Annotated in this window: 1 protein-coding gene and 1 pseudogene; both read right to left on the bottom strand. The window is 73.4% G+C overall.

Features of this window, described 5'->3' with window-relative positions; all coding sequences use genetic code 11:
• Positions 1 to 20: 20 nt before the first annotated feature.
• Positions 21 to 11,360 (bottom strand): annotated as a pseudogene (locus AC07DO_RS22640) (SDR family NAD(P)-dependent oxidoreductase); the annotation flags it as partial.
• A 173-nt stretch (positions 11,361 to 11,533) separates the two neighbouring features.
• On the bottom strand, positions 11,534 to 22,921 hold the full coding sequence (locus AC07DO_RS22635) for a type I polyketide synthase (protein WP_479062063.1): 11,388 nt from the start codon (positions 22,919 to 22,921) through the stop codon (positions 11,534 to 11,536).
• Positions 22,922 to 23,011: the final 90 nt, after the last annotated feature.

Genomic DNA, 23,011 nt, shown 5'->3' with positions numbered 1-23,011 from the left:
CGTCGAAGCCCGGGAAGGGATCACAGACCGCGTTCGGCGAGCCAGCTCTCGATGGCGCCGGTGGTCAGCGGCAGGTTGTGTTCCATGATCGTGAAGTGGTCTCCGGGGGTTTCCTGAGCCGTGTGGGGCAGCGGCCAGTAGGCCCGCCAGCCCTCGTCCTCGTAGCCCTCGTCCTGGTACGGCATGGGGTCGGCGGCGCTGAGGAAGAGCGTCGGGGCCTTGATCGGGCGCAGCACGCACTGCTGCATGAACAGGGCGTTGTAGCGGCCCATGGCCGTCAGCTTCACGCCGTTCAGGGCGAACGGGCCGAGGAGCCGTTCGCGGGAGTCCAGGCCCTCGTTCATGGCGAGGGTGGTCTTCTCCGCGAACTGGTGGGTCGCCTGGAACGTGTCGAGGAGGACCACCGCGTCGGGCAGCAGGCCCGCCTCCTCGGCCCGCATGGCCAGGGTGTGGGCGATGAGGCCGCCCATGGAGTGCCCGAGCAGGACGAACGGCTCGCTTCCCACGGTCTCGCGCAGCTGCACGAGGTGCGTCTCGATCAGGGCGTCGAAGGTGTCCGCCACCAGCTCGCCCTCGGCGTAACCGGGGTTGACCAGGGACAGGACGTCCCGCTTGCCCTCGAAGTGCTGCGCCATCATGGCGTACTGGATCGGTCCCGCGGTGGCGGTGATGGCGGGCAGGCACACCAGCTTGGTCCTGCTGCCGTCACCGGTGGCCATCCGGACCGGGGGCAGTACGTGGTCGGCGGCCTCCTCGACGGTGAAGGACGGCCGGAGCCAGCCCGCCGCCTGGATCAGGTCCATGCCCGTCGAACCGGTCCTGCCGACGGCGTACGCCTGGTGGTAGAGGGCGGTGATGCTGTCCAGGGGTTCGGCCGCGGGGAGGGCGGCCGGCTCGGGCGTCGGCTCCGCCTCGGGCCCGGCCGTGGCGTCCTGCCCGGCCCCGGTCGCCGGCTCGGTTGCCCCGGCCTCGGCCTGTGCTTCCGTCCGGGCGGCCAGCAGCTCGGCGAGACGGCCCGCGAGCAGGGTGGTGGTGGAGTACTCGAACGTCGTCGTCGCGGGGAGCCGCAGGTCCAGCAGGGTGCCGAGCCTGTCCCGCAGGGTGATGCCCCCGATCGAGTCGATTCCGAGGTCCAGGAACGTGACATCCCCTCCGACGTCGGTGGCGTCGTGGCGCAGGACGGCGGTGAGTTGATCGCGGACGAGGCGGGCGAGGAGTTCGGGGCGGTCCTCCGGGGCGGCGTCCCGCACCAGGCGGGCGGCGGCGCTGTCCGCGGCCGTCCGCCGCGGACGCTCACGCGGTTCGGGCCCAGCGGCCGCGGTGTTCTCCGTCGCCTCCTGGAACCGTGCGCGGTCGACGGCCCGCAGGCTCAACTTGTCGATGGATACGACCGGTTGGCCGATGCTGCCCGCGAGGTGGACGGCGATGGTGTCCGGGCCCGTGGCCGAGAGGCGCACGCGGAGCGTGGTGGTGGGCGCCGAGTGCAGGTGGATCCCGGACCAGGAGAACGGGATGCGGACCTGCGCCGCGCCCCCGCCGTCCGGCCCTTCGACGGCGCCGTCGGCCGCTCCCGCCGCGTGCAGGGAGGCGTCGAGGAGCGCGGGGTGCAGGGCGAAGCCGTCCGCGGTGCCGGCCGCTCCGTCGCCCAGGGACACCTCGGCGAAGATCTCCGTACCGCGCCGCCAGGCGGCGTGCAGGCCGCGGAAGGCGGGCCCGTACGTGAATCCGCGGTCGGCGAGGCCGTCGTAGAAGCCGTCCAACGGAACGGCCGTGGCGTCCGGCGGGGGCCAGGCGCCGGAGAGCTCCGCGAAGGCGGAGGTGTCGGTGCCGGGACTCCCGTCTGTGGGTCCCGTCGGGCCGGCGAGGGCCGTGACGTGGCGCGTCCAGCCGGACGCCGTGTCGGCGCCGGTGGTCTCGGCGCGGGAGTGGACGGTCAGGACGCGCTGCCCGCTCTCGTCGGGCGTGCCCACCTCCACCTGGACGTGCACGGCGGTGGACGCGTCCAGGAACAGGGGTTCCTCGACGGCGAGTTCGCCGATGCGGGGGCAGCCCGATTCGGTGCCCGCGTACAGCGCCCAGTCGACGAAGACGCTGCCGGGCAGGATCACCGCGCCGAGCACGGAGTGGTCGGCGAGCCAGGGGTGGGTCGTACGGGACAGCCTGCCGGTGTACACGAGGGTGTCGCTCCCGACCGGGGCGACGGCGCCCGCCAGCAGCGGGTGGTCCGTCCCCGTCAGGCCGACGCCGCTCGCGTCGCCGGTGCGTTCGGGGGCGTCCAGCCAGTACCGCTGCCTGCGGAAGGCGTAGGTCGGCAGGTCGACGGTCCTGCCGCCCTCGAAGGTCTGCGCCCAGTCCACGGTGCCGCCGTTCACGAACACCTCGGCGAGGGCCGTGAGCAGCTGCTCCCCGCCGTCCTCGTCGCGCCGCAGCGTGCCGGTGACCACGGCACGGACGTCCGTGCCGCCCGCGCCGTCCGTGCTGCCCGGGCGCTCCTCCAGCGTGTGCTCGATCGCGTTGGTCAGGACCGGGTGCGGGCTGACCTCCACGAACACGCGGTGTCCCGCGGCGGCGATGGCGCGCGTCGCGGAGTCAAACCGTACGGTCTCGCGGAGATTGCGGTACCAGTACTCGGCTCCGGCCGCGTCGCCGTCCAGTGGTTCTCCGGTGACGGCGGAGTACATCGGTACGTCGCCGGGGGCGGGCACGACCGGCGCCGCCAGGTCGAGGAGCGCGGTGCGCAGACGCTCGACCTGCGGGGTGTGCGAGGCGTAGTCCACGGGGATGCGGCGGGCCCGCACGCCCTCGCGCTCGCACGCCTCCATCAGCTCGTCCAGGGCCGCCGCGTCACCGGCGACCACGGTGGCGCCGGGTCCGTTGACCGTGGCCACGCAGATCCGCTCGCCCCACGGCGCGATGAGCTCCGGCACGCGGTCGACCGGGCGGGCGAGTGACACCATGCCGCCCTGGCCGGACAGTTCGCCGCCGATCAGCCTGCTGCGCAGGGCCACGATCCGGGCGGCGTCGTCGACGGACAGCACGCCCGCCACGCACGCCGCGGCCAGCTCGCCCTGCGAGTGCCCCACCACGGCGGCGGGCTCCACGCCGTACGAGCGCCACAGCTCGCCCAGCGACACCATCACGGCCCACAGCACCGGCTGCACGACGTCGACCCGGTCCAGCGACGGCGCGCCCGGCCGCGAGCGCAACACGTCGAGCACCGACCAGTCGGTGTGCGCCGACAGTGCCTTGGCACACCGGTCGACGGAGTCCGCGAACACCGGGGAGGCGTCCAGGAGATCCGCGGCCATGCCGGCCCACTGCGACCCCTGACCAGGGAAGACGAACACGGTCCCGGGCCGTCCGGCGGCGACGCCTCGGACCGCGCCCGCGGCCGGTTCGCCCCGGCCCACCGCCGCCAGCCTGTCGAGGAGTTCCTCGCGGGTCCGCCCGACGACCACGGCACGGTGGTCGAAGAGCGAGCGGGTGGAGAGCAGCGACCGGGCGATGTCGGCGGGCTCGGCGACGGGGTCACCGTCCACCCGCTCGTACAGCCGACGGGCCTGCTCACGGAGGCTGTCGGCGTTCTTCGCCGAGATCACCCACGGCACGGGGTGGCCGAGGGCGGGGTCGGTGGGTCCGGCGGGGTCAGTGATCTCGGTGGGCTGGGTGCGTTCCGTGCGCTCGGCCGGGGCCTCCTCCACGACCACGTGTGCGTTCGTGCCGCTGATGCCGAACGACGAGACCGCGCCGCGCCGCGGCCTGCCGTCCCGGGTCCACGGCTCGTCATTCTCCGCCAGGCGCACCGCGCCCGCCGTCCAGTCGATGTGCTCGGCGGGCCGCTCGACGTGCAGGGTGCGCGGTACGACGCCGTGGCGCAGCGCAAGGACCATCTTGATGACTCCGGCGACGCCTGCCGCCGCCTGGGTGTGGCCGATGTTGGACTTCACGGAGCCCAGCAGCACCGGACGGTCGGCGGGGCGGTCCTGCCCGTACGTCGCCTGGAGGGCCTGCGCCTCGATCGGGTCGCCCAGCGGGGTGCCCGTACCGTGCGCCTCGACCACGTCGACCTCGGCGGCCGTCACACCCGCGGCGGCCAGCGCCTGCCTGATCACGCGCTGCTGGGCCGGTCCGCTGGGGGCGGTCAGGCCGTTGGACGCGCCGTCCTGGTTGAGCGCGGAGCCGCGGAGCACCGCGAGGACCTGGTGCCCGTTGCGCCGGGCGTCGGACAGCCGCTCCACCACCAGCATGCCGACGCCCTCGGCGAAGCCCATGCCGTCGGCGTCGGCGGAGAACGCCTTGGACCGGCCGTCGGGGGCCAGCCCGCCGACGCGGCTGAACTCGATCATCGGCCGCGGCGTCGACATCACCGTCGCGCCGCCGGCGACCGCGAGCGTGCACTCGCCCCGCCGCAGGGCCTGCGCGGCCAGGTGCAGCGCGACGAGCGACGACGAACAGGCGGTGTCGACCGTGATCGCGGGCCCCTCCAGACCGAGGGTGTACGCGATGCGGCCCGACGCGACGCTGCCCGCGCTGCCGTTGCCGAGGTATCCCTCGAATCCGCCGAGCGGCTCGGGGAAGCGTGCGGCGTAGTCGTGGTAGATGAGCCCGGCGAACACGCCCGTCGCCGTGGAGCGCAGCGTCGTGGGGTCGATTCCGGCGCGTTCGAACGCCTCCCACGTGGCTTCGAGGAGCAGCCGCTGCTGCGGGTCGGTGGCGAGCGCCTCGCGCGACGACATGCCGAAGAACTCGGGGTCGAACTCGGCCATGTCGTGGAGGAATCCGCCGACCCGGTCGAAGCGGTCTTCGGGCGACGCGGCGTCGCCGAGTTCGACGTGCCAGCCTCGGTCGTCGGGGTACGCGCCCATGGCGTCCCGGCCGTCGGTGAGCAGCTGCCAGAGATCCTCGGGCGAGCGCACCCCGCCGGGGAACCGGCAGCTCATGCCGACGATGGCGATGGGTTCGTCGGCGTTCGTGCTGTCCGGAGCGGTGGCCCGGGCGGCCGCGTCTCCGTCCGTGCCGACCGTGCTGTCCGTGCCGTCCGTACTGTCCGTGCCGACCGTGTCGTCCGTGCTGTCCGGCATGAGCCGGATGAGCAGGGCCGCCGCCAGGGCGGCCGGTGTCGGATGGTCGAACACGGTGGTCACGGGGAGCCGCAGGCCCGTCGCGGTGCCGAGGCGGTTGCGGAGCTCGACCGCTGTCAGCGAGTCGAACCCCATGTCCTTGAAGGCCCGGTCCTCGGCGACGGTGTCCGCGTGCCCGTGGCCGAGGACCGCGGCGGCCTGGGCGCGCACGAGTGCGGTGAGCGTCCGGCCGCGGTCCGCCGGGGCGAGTCCGGCGAGCCGCTCCCGCAGTCCGCCTCCGCCGCCTCCGCCGGTCGTGTTCACCGCCGAGCGCCTGACCGGCGTACGGACGAGGCCGCGCAGGAGCGGTCCCGGGTCGTCCTGCCGCCGCAGGGCCGCCACGTCGAGCGCGGCGGGCACGCTCAGGGCGCGCGGCGCGCGTACGGCCGCGTCGAAGAGCGCCAGGCCCTGGTCGGCGGTGAGCGGCCGTATCCCGGTGCGGCGCATCCGGTCGAGGTCGGTGTCCGTCAAGTCGCCGGTGAGCGCGCTGCGTTCGGCCCACAGGCCCCATGCGAGCGAGTGGGCGGGCAGGCCCTGGGTGCGGCGGTGCCGGGCGAGCGCGTCCAGGAACGCGTTGGCGGCGGCGTAGTTGCCCTGTCCTGCCGCTCCGAGCACCCCGGCGGCCGAGGAGAACAGGACGAAGAGCGACAGGTCGTGGTCCCGGGTCAGCTCGTGCAGGTGCCAGGCCGCGTCCGCCTTGGCGCGCAGCACGGCGTCCAGGCGCTCCGGGGTCAGTGCGGAGACCACGCCGTCGTCCACCGTGCCCGCCGCGTGCACCACGCCCCGCAGGCCGGGCAGCCCGTCGAGGAGTGCGCCGAGCGCGCTCCGGTCGGACACGTCGCACGCCACGACCCGCACCGAGGCGCCCGACGCGGTGAGCTCCGCGACGAGTTCGGCGGCTCCCGGGGCTTCGGCGCCCCGGCGGCCCGCGAGGACGAGGTCGGTGGCGGTGCCGGTGGTGGCCAGGTGCCGGGCGACCGCCGATCCGACGACGCCCGTACCGCCGGTGATCAGCACCGTGCCGTCGACGGCGGCCGCGGGAGTGGTCAGCACGGCCTTGCCCGTGAGCCGGGCCTGGCTCAGCTGCCGGAACGCCTCGGGGGCCTCCCGGGTGTCCCATGCGGTGACCGGCAGCGGGGTCAGCACGCCCCGGTCGAAGAGTCCGGCCAGCTCGGTGAGCATGGTCCCGAGGCGCTCGGCCCCGGCCTCCCCCAGGTCGAACGCCTGGTACCGCACGCCGGGCCACCGCGCGGCCACGTCGTCGGCGTCACGGATGTCCGTCTTGCCCATCTCGACGAACCGGCCGCCCCGCGGCAGCAGCCGCAGTGAGGCGTCCACGAATTCACCGGCCAGGCAGTTCAGTACGACGTCGACGCCGCGGCCTCCGCTCTCCGCCAGGAACCGGTCGGCGAACTCGCGGGTGCGCGACGACGCCGTCCGTGCGGCGGGGACGCCGGTGCCGTGCACCACGGGCCACTTGGGCTCGCTCGCGGTGGCGTACACCTCGGCGCCGAGGTGGCGCGCCAGCTGCACCGCCGCCATGCCGACCCCGCCGGCGGCGGCGTGGACCAGCAGCGACTCGCCCACCCTGATCCGGGCGAGGTCCGTCAGCGCGTAGGAGGCGGTCAGGAAGACCGCGGGCACGGCGGCCGCCTGGGCGAAGGACCAGCCGCGGGGCATCGGTACGACGAGACGGCTGTCGGCGACGGCGACGGGTCCGCCGTACGCCCCGGACAGCAGTCCCATGACCCGGTCGCCCGCCGCGAGGCCGGTGACCCCGTCGCCGACCTCCAGCACGACGCCCGCGCCCTCACTGGCGAACAGCCCTTCCCCGTCCGGGACGACGCCCAACGACACCAGCACGTCGCGGAAGTTGACCCCGGTCGCGCGCACCGCGACCCGTACCTCGCCCGCACCGAGGGGCTCCTCGGCCCGCGGGCGCGGGGTCAGCCGCAGGTCGTCCGGTGTGTCACCGGCACCGAGGTCCAGGCCCCAGGCCCCGCCCCCGTCGGGGACGGCCAGCACCTTCGGGTCCGACGGCGAGACCCGGGCCAGCCGCGGCACCGACAGAGTTCCGGCGCGTACGGCGATCTCGGGTTCTCCGACGACGAGCGCCGCGGTCCGCACCGCCGGTGCGGGGCCGGTGGCGTCCACGTCGACCTGCGCGAACCGCTCCGGGTGTTCGGAACACACCGAACGCCACAGTCCGCGCACCCCGGACACCACCACGTCGCCCCGCTCACCGGGGCTGACGGCGGCCGCGCCCCGGGTCACCAACACGAGCTTCGCGGACTCCAGTTCGGCACGGCCGAGCCACTCCTGCGCGGCCGCCAGCGCCGCGGCGAGCCGCTCCCGGGCGGCCGCCGGGACATCGGGCACGTCACCGGCGGGCGGGCACGGCAGCAGCACCGCATGCGGCGCCGCGCCGCCCGCGCGGACGGCGTCGGCGAGCGATGCGACGTCCGCGTACACGGGGGCGTCGATCCCTTGGAGGTCACCGTCGAGGCCGTCACCGACCACGGCGATCCGGGCGTCCGCCTCCCCGGGGGCTGCGGGTGAACCACTGGGCAAGGGCGCCCAGTTGAGCTCGAACAGCGAGTCCGGCGGCAGGGCGGCGGCCGACGGCGTGACGGCGGCCGGCGCGCGGACGACGATCTCGTCGATCGTGACGACCGGCAGGCCCGCGAGGTCGGCCATCACCAGCGAGAAGGCGTCCGGCCCCGTCCTGGTCACCCGTACCCGCGCGGCGGTCGCACCGGTGGCGTGGATCCGGGCGCCGGAGAACGAGAACGGCAGCATTCGCTCCGCCGTCCCGTCGAGCAGCTCGACGAGCCGGGTCTGCAGGGCCGCGTCGAGGAGCGCCGGGTGCACGCCGAACCGGCCGGCGTCACCACCGGACTCCGGCAGCGCGACCTCGGCGAACATCTCGTCGGCGCCGCGCCGCCAGACGGCACGCAGGCCCTGGAACACCGGCCCGTAGGCGTAGCCGTGCCCGGCAAGGCGCTCGTAGAACCCGTCGATGCCGACCGGCTCCGCGCCCGGGGGCGGCCACTGCGTCGCGAACTCCGCGGCGGCGGGCCCGTCGGCCGTGGGCCCGTCGGCCGTGGTCTCGTCCTGGCGCGGTGTCCCGGCCAGGTTCCCCGTGGCGTGACACTCCCAGGCGGCAGCGTCGTCGCCGAGCTCCGACAGGTGGGGCCGGGCGTGCAGGCGTACGGCCCGCACGCCGTGGTCGTCGGCGGCGTCGACGCCCACCTGGATGTCGACGGCGGCACCGTCGGCCGGTACGACCAGCGGGGACCGCAGGACCAGCTCGTCCAGCCGGTCCGCACCCGCGTACTGACCGGCCTGGAGCAGCAGTTCCGCGACGGCGGCCCCCGGCACCACGATCCGGTCGAGGACCGCGTGATCGGCCAGCCAGGGCTGCGAGCCGGTGGAGAGACGGCCGGTGAACAGGAACCCGCCGCCTTCCGCCACGCTCACTCCGGCCGCCAGCAGCGGGTGCCCCGTGCCCGACATGCCGGCGCCCCGCACGTCTCCGGTGCCGACGGACGTGAGCCAGTAGTGGTGGCGCTGGAAGGCGTAGGTGGGCAGGTCGACGGGGTCGCCGTCGGGAGCGGGCAGGATCGCCGCCCAGTCCGGGGCCACGCCGTTCGCCCAGAGTGCGGCGAGGGAGGTGAGGAACTGGCGGTCGCCGCCGTGGTCGCGGCGCAGGGTGCCGGTGACGGTCAGCGGCTTGTCCGCCGCGTGCCCGGTCTCCTCGATCGCCGCCGTCAGCACCGGATGCGCACTGACCTCCACGAAGGTCGTGTGGCCGTCACTGATCAGGGCGTCGATCGTCTCGTGGAAACGGACCTGCTCGCGGAGGTTGCGGTACCAGTGCGCGGCGTCGAGGTCCTCACCGGCGACCGGGCCGCCGGTCACGGTCGAGTACATCGGGATGTGTCCCGCACGGGGCGTGACGGGGGCGGCGAGCTCCATCAACCGCTCGCGGACCGCCTCCACGTGCGGCGTGTGCGAGGCGTAGTCCACCGGGATACGGCGCGCCTGCACGCCCTCGCGCTCACATACGTCCACCAGCTCGTCGAGCGCCGCCGCGTCACCGGCGACCACGGTGGCCTCCGGACCGTTCACGGCGGCCACACAGATCCGGCCGTCCCACCGGGCCAGCAGCTCAATCACCTGATCGACCGGCCTGGCCAGCGACACCATGCCGCCCTGCCCCGCCAACTCCTCACCGATCACCTTGCTCCGCAGAGCCACGATCCGAGCACCGTCCTCGAGCGACAGCACCCCCGCCACACACGCGGCAGCGATCTCACCCTGCGAATGACCGACCACAGCGGCGGGCTCCACACCCCGCGAGCGCCACAGCTCGCCCAGCGACACCATCACAGCCCACAGCACGGGCTGCACGACATCGACCCGGCCCAGGGACGGCGCCCCCGGCCGCGAACGCAGCACGTCGAGCAACGACCAGTCGGTGTGGAGCGCGAGGGCCTGCGCACACCGGTCGACGGAGTCCGCGAACACCGGGGACGTGTCCAGCAGATCCGCGGCCATACCGGCCCACTGCGACCCCTGACCAGGGAAGACGAAGACGACGCCCTCGTCGCTCTCCCCGTCGGGTGCGGTGCCGGTGACCACGTCACCGGAGGGCTCGCCCGAAGCGATGGCCTCCAGCCCCGCCAGGAACTCGTCCCTGCTCTCGGCCACCACGACCGCACGGTGTTCCAGTGCCGCCCGGCGCGTGGCCAGCGACCATCCCACGTCCGCGAGGGATGCGTCCTCGGCCGCGGCGAACTCGCCGAGCCGCGCCGCCTGACCCCGAAGGCCCTCCGCCGACCGCCCCGACACCAGCCAGGGCACCACACCGGTACGTACGACCGGAGGATCGGCAGACACCGGAACAGAATCCGCGACCGGCGGAGCCTCGACGATCACGTGCGCGTTCGTACCGCTCACGCCGAACGACGACACAGCAGCCCGCCGCACCCGACCCGACCCCGACTCCGCAGCCGAAGCCGAAGCCGACTCGGGCCACTCGGTGTTCCGCGTCACCAACTCCACCGCGGCCGACGCCCAGTCCACGTGGGGACTGGGCTCATCGGCGTGCAGCGTCCGGGGAACCACCCCTGCTCGGATGGCCATCACCATCTTGATGACCCCGGCCACGCCCGCCGCCGCCTGGGTGTGACCGATGTTGGACTTCACCGAACCCAGCAGCACCGGACGGTCGGCGGGGCGGTCCTTCCCGTACGTCGCCTGCAGAGCCTGCGCCTCGATCGGGTCACCGAGCGCCGTACCCGTCCCGTGCGCCTCGACCACGTCCACGTCGGACGCGGAGACGCCCGCGTTCGTCAGCGCCTGCGTGATCACCCTCTGCTGGGCCGGACCACTGGGCGCGGTCAGGCCGTTGGACGCGCCGTCCTGGTTCACCGCCGAGCCGCGGATCACCGCGAGCACCCGGTGGCCGTTGCGCTCGGCGTCGGACAGGCGCTCCACCAGGAGCATGCCCACGCCCTCGGACGCGCCCATGCCGTCGGCGTCGGCGGAGAACGCCTTGCACCGGCCGTCGCGGGCCAGCCCCCGCTGCCTGCTGAACTCGGTGAAGAGGTCGGGCGTCGACATCACCGCGACACCGCCGGCGAGGGCGAGCGAGGACTCGCCGCGGCGCAGCGACTGCACCGCCAAGTGCAGTGCGACCAGGGACGACGAGCACGCCGTGTCCACCGTGAGGGCCGGGCCCGTCAGACCGAGCGAGTACGCGATGCGGCCGGAGGCGACGCTTCCGGCGACACCGGTCATGGCGTGGCCTTCGACCTCCTCGGGGATCGCGGCCAGCCTGCTCCCGTAGTCGCGGAAGCTGGCGCCGACGAAGACGCCGGTCCGGCTGCCGCGCAGCGACGTCGGGTCGATGCCGGCGCGCTCGAGCGTCTCCCACGAGGTCTCCAGGAGGAGCCGCTGCTGCGGGTCCATGGCGAGGGCCTCACGCGGCGAGATGCCAAAGAAGTCCGCGTCGAACTCGCCCGCTTCGTGCAGGAATCCGCCCCGGTCGGTGTACGAGGTGCCAGGACGTCCGCCGTCGGGGTCGACGAGCGAGTCCAGGTCCCAGCCACGGTCGACGGGGAATCCGGAAATGCCGTCGCCGCCCTCCGACACCAGGTCCCACAGTGCCTCGGGGGAGGACACACCGCCGGGGTAACGGCAGCTCATCCCGACGATCGCCACCGGCTCTCCGTCGGCCGCTTCCGCCGCCCTGAGTCGTGCTCGCGTCTCCTGGAGTTCGGCGGTGACCCGCGTCAGGAAATGGCGGAGCTTCTCGACGTCGTCCATTACTTGTGCTCCATGCGGTGAGTCAGCAGGTAGGTCGGGAGAGGTGCCGTGGCGGTGCGGCCGGCGCGGACTTCGGCGGGTCAGGAGATCCCGAATTCCTTCTCGATGAAGGTGAAGAGTTCGTCATTGGTGGCGGCGGCGAGATGGCTCTCGCCGTCCGTGGGGTTCTCCGCGGGGTTGTCCGCGGCCCGGCCGGTGCCCTCGGCCGCACGGAGGAGACCGCGGAGCCGTTCGGCGATCGTGTCCCTTGCGGGGTCGTCGTCCGCCATCGTCGCCAGCAGGCCGTCCAGCCGGTCGAGGTCGGCGGCACCGGCGGTGGCGGCAGTGTCGGCTGTGCCGGCGGTGCTGGTGGTGCCTGTGATGCCGGTGCCCGTGTCGAACAGCTGGGCACCGAGGTGAGCGACGAGTTCGTTCACCGTCGGATGGTCGAAGATCACGGTGACCGGCAGCCGGATCCCGGTGATGCCGTTCAGCCTGTTGCGGAGTTCCACGGCGGTGACCGAGTCGAGGCCGAGGTCCAGGAACTGCCGCCCGGCGCCCACGGATTCGGCCGAGTCGTGTCCGAGGACGGCGGCCACCTGGGCGCGTACGGCGTCGAGCAGGCGCCGCTTGCGTTCCCTGGGCTCGGCATCGGCGAGCTGGTCGCGCAGGGAGGTGTTCGTACCCCCGGTGGCACTCCCACCAGTTCCCCGGTCGGCTCCCCCGGCGGACGCGGACGTGCCATCGGCTCCGTCGCCGGCCGCGCCGAGCGCCCGCCGGGCCTCGGGGACCCCGTCGAACAGGCCGCTGGGCCTGACGGCGGTGTACGCGTGGATGAACCGGTCCCAGTCGATGTCGGCGACGACGACCGCCGTCTCGCCGTGGTCCAGGGCCGCTTCCAGACCGAGCACCGCCGTCTCCGGAGGCAGCAGCGGCAGACCGTGCCGGAGCCGCAGCCCGGCCACCGCGTCGGCGTCGGCCATGCCGCCCTCCGCCCACGGACCCCACGCCACGGAGGTGGCCGTCAGCCCTTGCGCGCGACGGTAGCGGGCCAGCGCGTCCACGTAGGCGTTCGCCGGCGCGTAGTTGCCCTGGCCCGCCATGCCGACGCTGCCGGCCACGGAGGAGAACAGGACGAAGGCGGACAGCTCCCGGTCGAGGGTGAGTTCGTGCAGCCGCCACGCGGCCCCCGCCTTGACCCTCAGTACGCCGACGGCCTGCTCGGGCGTCAGGGCCTCGACGGCCGCGTCGTCGAGTACCGCTGCCGTGTGGAACACCGAGGTGAGGGGGCAGTCGGCCGGTATCGACGCCAGGAGCTCGCGGAGGGCGTCGTCGTCGGAGATGTCGCATGCCGCCACCGTCACCCCGGCGCCCGCCCGGACGAGCTCCGCCTCCAGGTCGGCCGCGCCCGGCGCGTCGCTTCCGCGGCGGCTGACGAGCAGCAGGTGTTCGGCGCCCCGGTCGGCCAGCCTGCGGGCGACCTGGCTCCCGAGCGCCCCGGTGCCTCCGGTGATCAGTACCGTTCCGCTGCCCGGCTTCCAGTCGGTGCCCGCGATGTCGCCGAGCGGGGCCCGGACGAGCCTGCGCCCGAACGTCCCTGCGGGGCGCAGTGCGACCTGGTCCTCGTGGCCCTCGGCCGCCAGGACCGCGCACAGCCTGTCCACGGTCCGCCGGTCCGTGTCCTCCGGCAGATCGATCAAGCCACCCCACAGGGTGGGGAGTTCCTGTGCCGCGGCTCGCCCGAGGCCCCACACGAGCGCCTGTGCCGGGCTGGTCAGCGGGTCATCGGCGGTTACGGACGCGGCGCCCCGGGTGACGCACCACAGGGGCGCGGCGAACTGGGTCGCCGCCAGCGCCTGGATCAGCAGGAGCGTCCGCCGGAATCCGCTGAATTCGCTCGGGAACGCGGCCGCGTCCGTGACGGACGGCTCGTCGAGAGCGAGCAGCGAGACCACGCCGGCTGCCGAGGGCCGCATCTGTGCCGCGAGCGTGTCGGCCCACTGCTGTGGATCGTCGGGCGCCACGAGCGTCTCGACCACGGCTCCGTGTTCGCGGAGCCCTTCGACGACCGCCTCGTGCACCGCGCTTCCGACCTGGTCGGGGGCGACGGCCACGAGCCAAGTGCCGGTGCCCGTGCCGGTGCCGGTGCCGGTGCCGGTGCCGGTCAGCTTGGCACCGGCACGATCGGGCAGCGGCGTCCAGTCCTCCCGGTAGCGCCAGGAGTCCAGCGCGGACGCGGCGCTGTGCCGCCGATGCCAGGCCGACAGCGCGGGCAGCACCGCCGTCAGCTCGGTCCGGTCGCCGTCCCACTCCAGGGTCCGCCCCAGTTCGTCCAGGTCCTCGCGCTCCACGGCGGCCCAGAACTCGGCGTGCGTGTCCGGTGTGTCCGGTGTGTCCGGTGCCGTGGTGTGCTTCGGTGCGGCGGGGGCGAGCCAGTAGTGGTCGTGCTGGAAGGCGTAGGTGGGCAGGTCGACGGGGTCGCCGTCGGGAGCGGGCAGGATCGCCGCCCAGTCCGGCGTCACCCCGTGCACCCACAGGGCGGCGAGGGACGTGAGGAACTGCCGTTCACCGCCCTGCTCCCGGCGCAGGGTGCCGGTCACGGTCAACGGCTTGTCCGCCGCGTGCCCGGCCTCCTCGATCGCCGCCGTCAGCACCGGATGCGCACTGACCTCCACGAAGGTCGTATGCCCCTCACTGATCAGCGTGTCAATCGTCTCGTGGAACCGCACCTGCTCCCGCAGATTCCGGTACCAGTACGCGGCATCCAACCCCTCACCCGCGACCGGTCCTTCACCGGTCACCGTCGAGTACATCGGAATCCGCCCCGCACCGGCCGCCACGGGCGCGGCAACCTCCATCAGCCGCTCACGCACCGCCTCCACGTGCGGTGAGTGCGAGGCGTAGTCCACCGGTACACGACGGGCTCGCACGCCCTCGCGCTCGCATACGTCCATCAGCTCGTCGAGCGCCGCCGCGTCACCGGCGACCACGGTGGCCTCCGGACCGTTCACGGCGGCCACACAGATCCGGCCGTCCCACCGGGCCAGGAGTGACGTGGTCTGCTCGACCGGCCTGGCCAGCGACACCATACCGCCCTGCCCCGCCAACTCCTCACCGATCACCTTGCTCCGCAGAGCCACGATCCGAGCACCGTCCTCGAGCGACAGCACCCCCGCCACACACGCGGCAGCGATCTCACCCTGCGAATGACCCACCACGGCCGCAGGCTCCACACCCCGCGAGCGCCACAACTCCCCCAACGACACCATCACGGCCCACAACACCGGCTGCACCACATCGACCCGCTCCAGAGACGGCGCCCCCGGCCGCGAACGCAACACATCCAGCAACGACCAGTCGGTGTGCGGCGCGAGGGCCCGCGCACACCCGTCGACCGAGTCCGCGAACACCGGGGACGCATCCAGAAGATCCACGGCCATGCCAGCCCACTGCGACCCCTGACCAGGGAAGACGAACACCACACCGGCGTCCGACCCACCCTGGGCCACACCGCTCACCACGTCACCGGAAGGCTCGCCCGAAGCGATCGCCTCCAGCCCCGCCAGGAACTCCTCCCGACCCTCGGCCACCACAACCGCACGGTGCTCCAACGCGGCCCGGCGCGTAACCAGCGACCAACCCACATCCGCCACAGAAGCGTCAGCGGACGCCGCGAACTCACCGAGCCGCGCCGCCTGCCCCCGAAGCCCCTCCGCCGACCGTCCCGACACCAGCCAGGGCACCACACCGGTACGTACGACCGGAGGATCGGCAGACGCCGGAACGGAATCCACGGCCGCCGGAGCCTCGACGATCACGTGCGCGTTCGTACCGCTCACGCCGAACGACGACACAGCAGCCCGCCGCACCCGACCCGACCCCGACTCCGTCTCCGGCCACGTCTCGTTCCGCGTCACCAGCTCCACGGCACCCGATGACCAGTCCACATGCGGAGTCGGCTCGTCGACGTGCAGCATCCGGGGAACGACGCCCGCCCGCATGGCGAGCACCATCTTGATGACGCCGGCCACACCCGCAGCGGCCTGCGTGTGCCCGATGTTCGACTTCACCGAACCCAGCAACAACGGCCGCCCGACCGGACGATCCTGCCCGTACGTCGCCAACAACGCCTGCGCCTCGATCGGATCACCCAGCGCCGTACCCGTCCCGTGCGCCTCGACCACATCCACATCCGACGACACGACACCCGCGTCCGCCAACGCCTCACGGATCACCCGCTCCTGGGACGGGCCGTTCGGTGCCGTCAGACCGTTCGACGCGCCGTCCTGGTTCACCGCCGAGCCGCGGATCACCGCGAGCACCCGGTGCCCGTTCCGCTCGGCATCCGACAGGCGCTCCACCAGCAGCACTCCGGCGCCCTCCGCCCATGCGGTGCCGTCCGCCGACGCCGCGAAGGGCTTGCAGCGGCCGTCGGGCGCGAGTCCGCGCTGGTGGCTGAACTCCGTGAAGATCCCGGGCGTGGACATCACGCTGGCCCCGCCCACGAGCGCCATCCCGCACTCGCCGTTGCGCAGGGCGCGTACGGCGAGGTGCAGTGCGACCAGGGACGACGAGCACGCCGTGTCCACGGTGATGGCAGGACCGGTCAGGCCGAGCGAGTAGGCGATGCGACCCGACGTCACGCTGCCCGCCGACCCGGTGAAGAGGTACCCCAGGGAGTTCGCGGCGTCGGCCGCGCCACTGCCGTACCCCTGCGGGACGGCACCGACGAAGACACCGGTCCTGCTGCCGCGCAACGACAACGGGTCGATGCCGGCCCGTTCGAGGGCCTCCCACGAGGTCTCCAGGAGCAGCCGCTGCTGCGGGTCCATGGCGACGGCCTCACGCGGCGATATCCCGAAGAAGCCCGCGTCGAACTCCCCCGCGTCGTGCAGGAACCCGCCCTGGTGGACGTAGCAGCTGCCGGGCCGTGTGGTGTCGGGGTGGTACAGCTCGTCGAAGTTCCAGCCGCGGTCCGTCGGGAACCCGGAGATCACGTCGTGGTCCGACAGCAGTACGTCCCACAGGTCCTCCGGGGACCGTACGCCACCGGGGAAACGGCAACTGGTCGACACGATCGCGATCGGCTCGTCGGAGCCGCCGAGCGTCGCGACGGACGTGCCGGATCCCGGAGCCGTGGTGTCCACCCCGAGGATTCCGTCCCGCAGGTACTCGGCGAGCGCCACCGGAGTCGGGTGGTCGAACACCGCCGTGGGCGAGAGGGCGAGGCCCGTCGCCGCGACCAGGCGGTTACGCAGTTCGACGCCGGTCAGCGAGTCGAAACCGAGGTCGCGGAAGGCCCGTCCGACCTCCACCTCGTCCGCCGATGACCAGCCGAGGACGGCCGCCGCCTGGCGGCACACCTCCCGCAGCACGACCTGCTTCCGCTGCGCGGGGGTGGCCGCTTCCGCCACCCGTCGCGGGAACCCCTCGAGCGACCCGGACCCGCCCTCGGACCCGTCCTCGGGGCCGGGCTCGGCCGGCAGGTCGACCCGGACATCGGGCGCGGAGCCGGTGGGGGCGAGCCAGTAGCGGTGGCGCTGAAAGGCGTAAGTCGGCAGGTCGACGGGGTCGCCGTCGGGGGCGGGCAGGATCGCCGCCCAGTCCGGCGTCACCCCGTGCACCCACAGGGCGGCGAGGGACGTGAGGAACTGCCGTTCACCGCCCTGCTCCCGGCGCAGGGTGCCGGTCACGGTCAGCGGCTTGTCCGCCGCGTGCCCGGCCTCCTCGATCGCCGCCGTCAGCACCGGATGCGCACTGACCTCCACGAAGGTCGTGTGACCCTCACTGATCAGGGCGTCGATCGTCTCGGCGAAACGGACCCGCTCCCGCAGGTTCCGGTACCAGTACGCGGCATCCAGGCCCTCACCGGCGACCGGTCCTTCGCCGGTCACCGTCGAGTACATCGGAATGTGTCCCGCACGGGGCGTGACGGGGGCTGCCAGCTCCATCAGCTGCTCGCGGACCGCCTCCACGTGCGGCGTGTGCGAGGCGTAGTCCACCGGGACGCGACGCGTCCGGACACCGGCCGCCTCCGCGTCCGCGGCCACCCGGTCCAGCCCCTCAAGACCGCCCGCCACCACCGTCGCGGCGGGCCCGTTCACGGTGGCCACCCACACGCCCTCCCGGTCACCCAGGAGCTCTTCCACCCGCGCGGCCGACGCCGCCACCGACAGCATCCCGCCGTGGCCCGCCAGTTCACCCGCGATGACCGCACTGCGCAGGGCCACGATCCGAGCACCGTCCTCGAGCGACAGCACCCCCGCCACACACGCGGCAGCGATCTCACCCTGCGAATGACCGACCACAGCGGCGGGCTCCACACCCCGCGAGCGCCACAACTCCCCCAGCGACACCATCACAGCCCACAGCACGGGCTGCACGACATCGACCCGGCCCAGGGACGGCGCCCCCGGCCGCGAACGCAGCACGTCGAGCAACGACCAGTCGGTGTGGAGCGCGAGGGCCTGCGCACACCGGTCGACGGAGTCCGCGAACACCGGGGACGTATCCAGCAGATCCGCGGCCATACCGGCCCACTGCGACCCCTGACCAGGGAAGACGAAGACGACGCGTGTATCGGCGCCGCCCGGAGCCGTACCGCTCACCACAGCACCGGAAGGCTCGCCCGAAGCGATCGCCTCCAGCCCCGCCAGGAACTCCTCCCGACCCTCGGCCACCACCACCGCACGGTGTTCCAGTGCCGCCCGGCGCGTGGCCAGCGACCAGCCCACATCCGCCACAGAAGCGTCAGCGGACGCCGCGAACTCACCGAGCCGCGCCGCCTGCCCCCGAAGGCCCTCCGCCGACCGCCCCGACACCAGCCACGGCACCACACCGGCCCGTACGACCGGAGGATCGGCAGACACCGGAGCCTCGTCCGCGACCGGCGGAGCCTCGACGATCACGTGCGCGTTCGTACCGCTGATGCCGAACGACGAGACAGCCGCCCGCCGCACCCGGCCCGACTCCGGCCACTCCGCGGTCCGCGTCACCAGCTCCACCGCGCCTGACGCCCAGTCCACCTGCGGACTCGGCTCGTCGACATGCAGAGTTCGCGGCACAACGCCCGCCCGCATGGCCATCACCATCTTGATGACCCCGGCCACACCCGCAGCGGCCTGCGTGTGCCCGATGTTCGACTTCACCGACCCGAGCAACAACGGGCGGTCCGCGTCCCGGCCCTGCCCGTACGTCGCCAACAACGCCTGCGCCTCGATGGGATCGCCCAGCGCCGTACCCGTCCCGTGCGCCTCGACCACATCCACGTCCGACGACACGACACCCGCGTCCGCCAACGCCTCACGGATCACCCGCTGTTGGGAGCGGCCGCTGGGTGCTGTCAGTCCGTTCGACGCGCCGTCCTGATTGACCGCGGAACCGCGGATCACCGCGAGCACCCGATGGCCGTTCCGCTCGGCATCCGACAGGCGCTCCACCAGCAGCATTCCGGCGCCTTCGCCCATCCCCGTACCGTCCGCGGCAGCGGCGAACGCCTTGCACCGGCCGTCACGGGACAGGCCGCGCTGCCTGCTGAACTCCGTGAAGATGCCCGGGGTGTTGAGAACGGTCACGCCGCCGGCGAGGGCGAGCGAGGACTCTCCGCGGCGCAGCGACTGCACCGCCAGGTGCAGTGCGACCAGGGACGACGAGCACGCCGTGTCCACCGTGAGGGCCGGGCCCGTCAGACCGAGCGAGTACGCGATGCGGCCGGAGGCGACACTCGAGGTCTTTCCGGTGAGCAGGTACCCGTCGAGCGATGCGGGCGCTTCGTGCAGCCGGGGCCCGTACTCCTGGTCCATGGTGCCGATGAAGACGCCGGTCCGGCTGTCGCGCAGTGACGCCGAGTCGATGCCGGCCCGTTCCAGCAGCTCCCAGGAGGTCTCGAGGAGCAGGCGTTGCTGCGGGTCCATGGCGAGGGCCTCACGCGGCGATATCCCGAAGAACCTGGCGTCGAACTCGCCCGCCTCGTCCAGGAACCCGCCGCCCAGGGCGAAGCTGCTGCCGGGGCCCTCGGTGTCGTGCAGACGCTCCAGGTCCCAGCCGCGGTCCTCGGGGAACGCGGAGATCGCGTCCCGCTCCGAGGCCACCAGCTGCCACAGGTCTTCCGGGGAGTGGGCTCCGCCGGGAAGGCGGCAGCTCATCGCGATGATGGCGATGGGGTCGTCGTCACCGGCCGGGTCCGCGGCCCCGGACCGCCGGGCGGGGGCGGGCGCGTGGACGGTGGCGGGCGCGCGGACGGTGGCGGACGCATGGACAGTGGCGGTGGGGGTGGCCGTAGCGGTGACGTGGGCGGCGAGTTCGGCCGGGGTGGGGTGGTCGAAGAGCGTGGCCGTGGTCAGGCCGAGGCCCAGCGCGGCGTTGATCCGGTTGCTCAGCTCGCCGAGCATGATCGAGTCGAACCCGAGGTCCTTGAACGTCCGTCCCGTGTCGAGTCCGTCGGGCGTGGCATGTCCGAGGACCGCTGCGACGTGGGCCCTTACCTGACGGGCGGCGTCGACGGGCCGCCCGGCGGCCGCGGATACCGGCGCGCTACCCGTGACGCCGAAACCCGCCTCGCTGGAACCCGCCTCGCCGGAACCCGACTCGTCGGCACCAGCCCCGTCGAGACCCACCTCGCCGAGAACCACATCTCCGAGATCCGCCTCGCCGAGATCCACCTCATCGAGACCCGCCCCGTCGAGGCCCGCGGTCTCGAACCAGTACCGGCGGCGCTGGAAGGCGTACGTAGGCAGGTCGGTCCGGCGCGCACCCGTGCCGTCGAAGACCGCGGCCCAGTCGACGGCCGCGCCGTTGGCCCAGAGCTGGGTCAGCGAGGTCAGGAGCTGCCTTCTGCCGCCCTTGTCCCTGCGCAGTGTTCCCGTCGTGGCGACGGCCGCGCCGGCGGCCCGGCCGGTCTCCTGGACGGCGTTGGTGAGGACGGGGTGCGGGCTGACCTCCAGGAAGAGGGTGTAACCCGCCTCGACGATGCTCTGCACGGTGTCCTTGAAACGCACCGTCTCACGCAGGTTGCGGTACCAGTAGTAGGCGTCCAGCGACTCGCCCGCGACGGGCCCCGCAGCGGCCGTCGAGTACATCGGTACGTCGGCGGCCCGCGGCGCGATCGACGCCACCCGCCGCAGGAGCTCGTCCCGTATCTCTTCCACATGGGGCGTGTGCGAGGCATAGGCGTTCTCGACGGTACGGGTGCGGTGACCGGCGTCCTCCGCCCGCGCCACGACCTCGGCCACCGCCTCCGGGCTGCCCGCCACCACGGTCGCGGAGGGGCTGTTGACCGCGGCGATCCAGGCGTCGTCCCGGCCCGCGAGGAACTCGGCGGCCCGCTCCGCCGGCGCGTCCATGGACGCCATCGCGCCCTTGTCGGTCAGCCGCCCGGCGATCCGGCTCCGTAAAGCGATCAGGAGCGCCGCGTCCTCCACGGACAGCGCACCGGCGACGCACGCCGCGGCGATCTCACCCTGCGAATGGCCGATGACCGCGGAAGGGACCACTCCGAGGGAACGCCACACCCGTGCCAGCGAGACCATCACGGCCCACAGGGTGGGCTGCAGGACGTCCACCCTCTGCAGCGCGCTGCCGTCCGAGGTGTCCTTCAGTACGTCGCGGAGATCCCAGTCGACGTGCGGGGCGAGCGCCCGGGCGCACTCCTCCACGGACTCGGCGAACACCGGTGAGGTACGCAGGAGTTCGGCGGCCATGCCGACCCACTGCGCGCCCTGACCGGGAAACACGAACACCACGCCGGTGTCGCGGGGGGCCGTGCCGGTGGCGCCAGAAGCCACTCCGGTGCCCCGGGGAGCCGTGCCGGTGATCACATGTCCGGCCGGCTCCCCGGACGCGAGGGCGTCCAGTCCGGCCAGGAACTCCGCACGGCCGTCGGCCACGATCGCCGCGCGGTGCTCCAGGGCGGTTCGGTGCCCGGCGAGCGACCACCCGATGTCCTCGCGGGAGGCGTCACCGGCCGCCACGGAGTCGCGCAGCCGTGCCGCCTGGCCCCGCAACCCTTCCGGAGTCCGCGCGGAGACCACCCACGGCAGCACGCCGGGAGCACGGTCTCCGCCGGGGACAGAAGCAGCTTCGTGACCACCGGACGCCGACACCGACGACGGAACCGGCGACGGAACCGGCGATGGAACCGGCGCCTCGGAAACGATCACATGCGCGTTCGTCCCGCCCACCCCGAACGCCGACACCCCCGCGACCAGCGGCACGTCGGGGCACGGCCAGGGCGACAGTTCCGTCTGCACCCGCAGGTTCCAGTCGTCCAGCGGTACGGCCGGGTTGGCGGTCCGGAAGTTCAGGCTGGGCGGCAGCTGCCGGGCCCTGAGGGAGAGCAGCACCTTGATCAGTCCGGTGATGCCCGCCGCACCTTCGAGGTGTCCCACGTTCGTCTTGGCGGAGCCGACGAGCAGCGGCCGGTGCCGGGGATGCGCGGAAGCCACGGTCTCCGCCAGTGCCGCCGCCTCGATGGGGTCGCCGACCGCGGTGCCGGTGCCGTGGAGTTCCACGTACTGCACCTCGTCGGGGGCGACACCCCCGGCGGCGCAGGCCCGGCGCAGGACGTCCTCCTGGGCGGACCGGCTCGGTGTGGTGAGGGTGTCCCCGCCACCGTCGTTGTTCACGGCACTGCCGCGCAGCACACCGTGGATCCGGTCGCCGTCGGCGAGTGCCCGGGTGAGCGGTTTGAGCAGGACCAGGCCGCCGCCCTCGCCCCTGACGAACCCGTTGGCGCGGGAGTCGAGGACGAAGCACCGGCCGTCGGGGGACAGTCCGCCGAAGCGCGCGACGCTCAGGGTGCTGTCGAAGGCGAGGTTGAGGTGCAGGCCGCCCGCGAGAGCCGTCTCGCACTCGCCGGCGCGCAGGCTCTGGCAGGCGGTGTGCACCGCGACGAGGGAGGAGGACTGGCCCGTGTCGATCACCATGCTCGGGCCGCGGGCCCCCAGCAGATAGGAGAGCCGGTTGGCGATCATGCCCCGGTTCAGGCCGGTCAGCGTGTGGTGCGTCACCGCCGCGGCGCCGCGGCGGCGGAGCAGGGTGGCGTAGTCGTCGCCGATGGCGCCGACGAAGACTCCCGTACGTCGTCCTGCGAGGTCGGACGTGCGCAGGCCCGCGTCTTCGAGTGCCTCCCAGCCGATTTCGAGCATGAGGCGCTGCTGCGGATCCATCGCGGCCGCCTCGCGCGGCGAGATCCCGAAGAACTCGGCGTCGAACAGGTCCGGCCCGTCGATGAAGGCCCCGTGCTCCATGGCGGCGTTGGCGGTGCCGGCCGCGCCCCCTCCGCTGCCCGTGCCCGCGTCGCCGCCCGCACCCCTGCCCGCGCCCCGCGCCCACCGGCCCGGCGGCACCGAAGTGACCGCGTGCTCACCGGAACTGAGCAGCCGCCAGAACTCGGCCGGACTGCTCGCCCCGGGCAGCCGGCAGGCGATGCCGACGACCGCGATCGCGCTCTCGGCCTCACGGTCCGACAGCGCAGCAGGAACTACGGACATTTAGGCACCTTCCCCCGACGCCTGAAAAACGCTTACCTGCCCCTCTATACGAAGAGGGACCGTAAGCGCACTTGAATAAGCCGGCCCTAC

Source organism: Streptomyces sp. NPDC045678 (genome assembly GCF_056432085.1).
The sequence above is the reverse complement of the archived record's forward strand: the minus strand, read 5'-3'. Positions and strand labels throughout refer to the sequence as shown.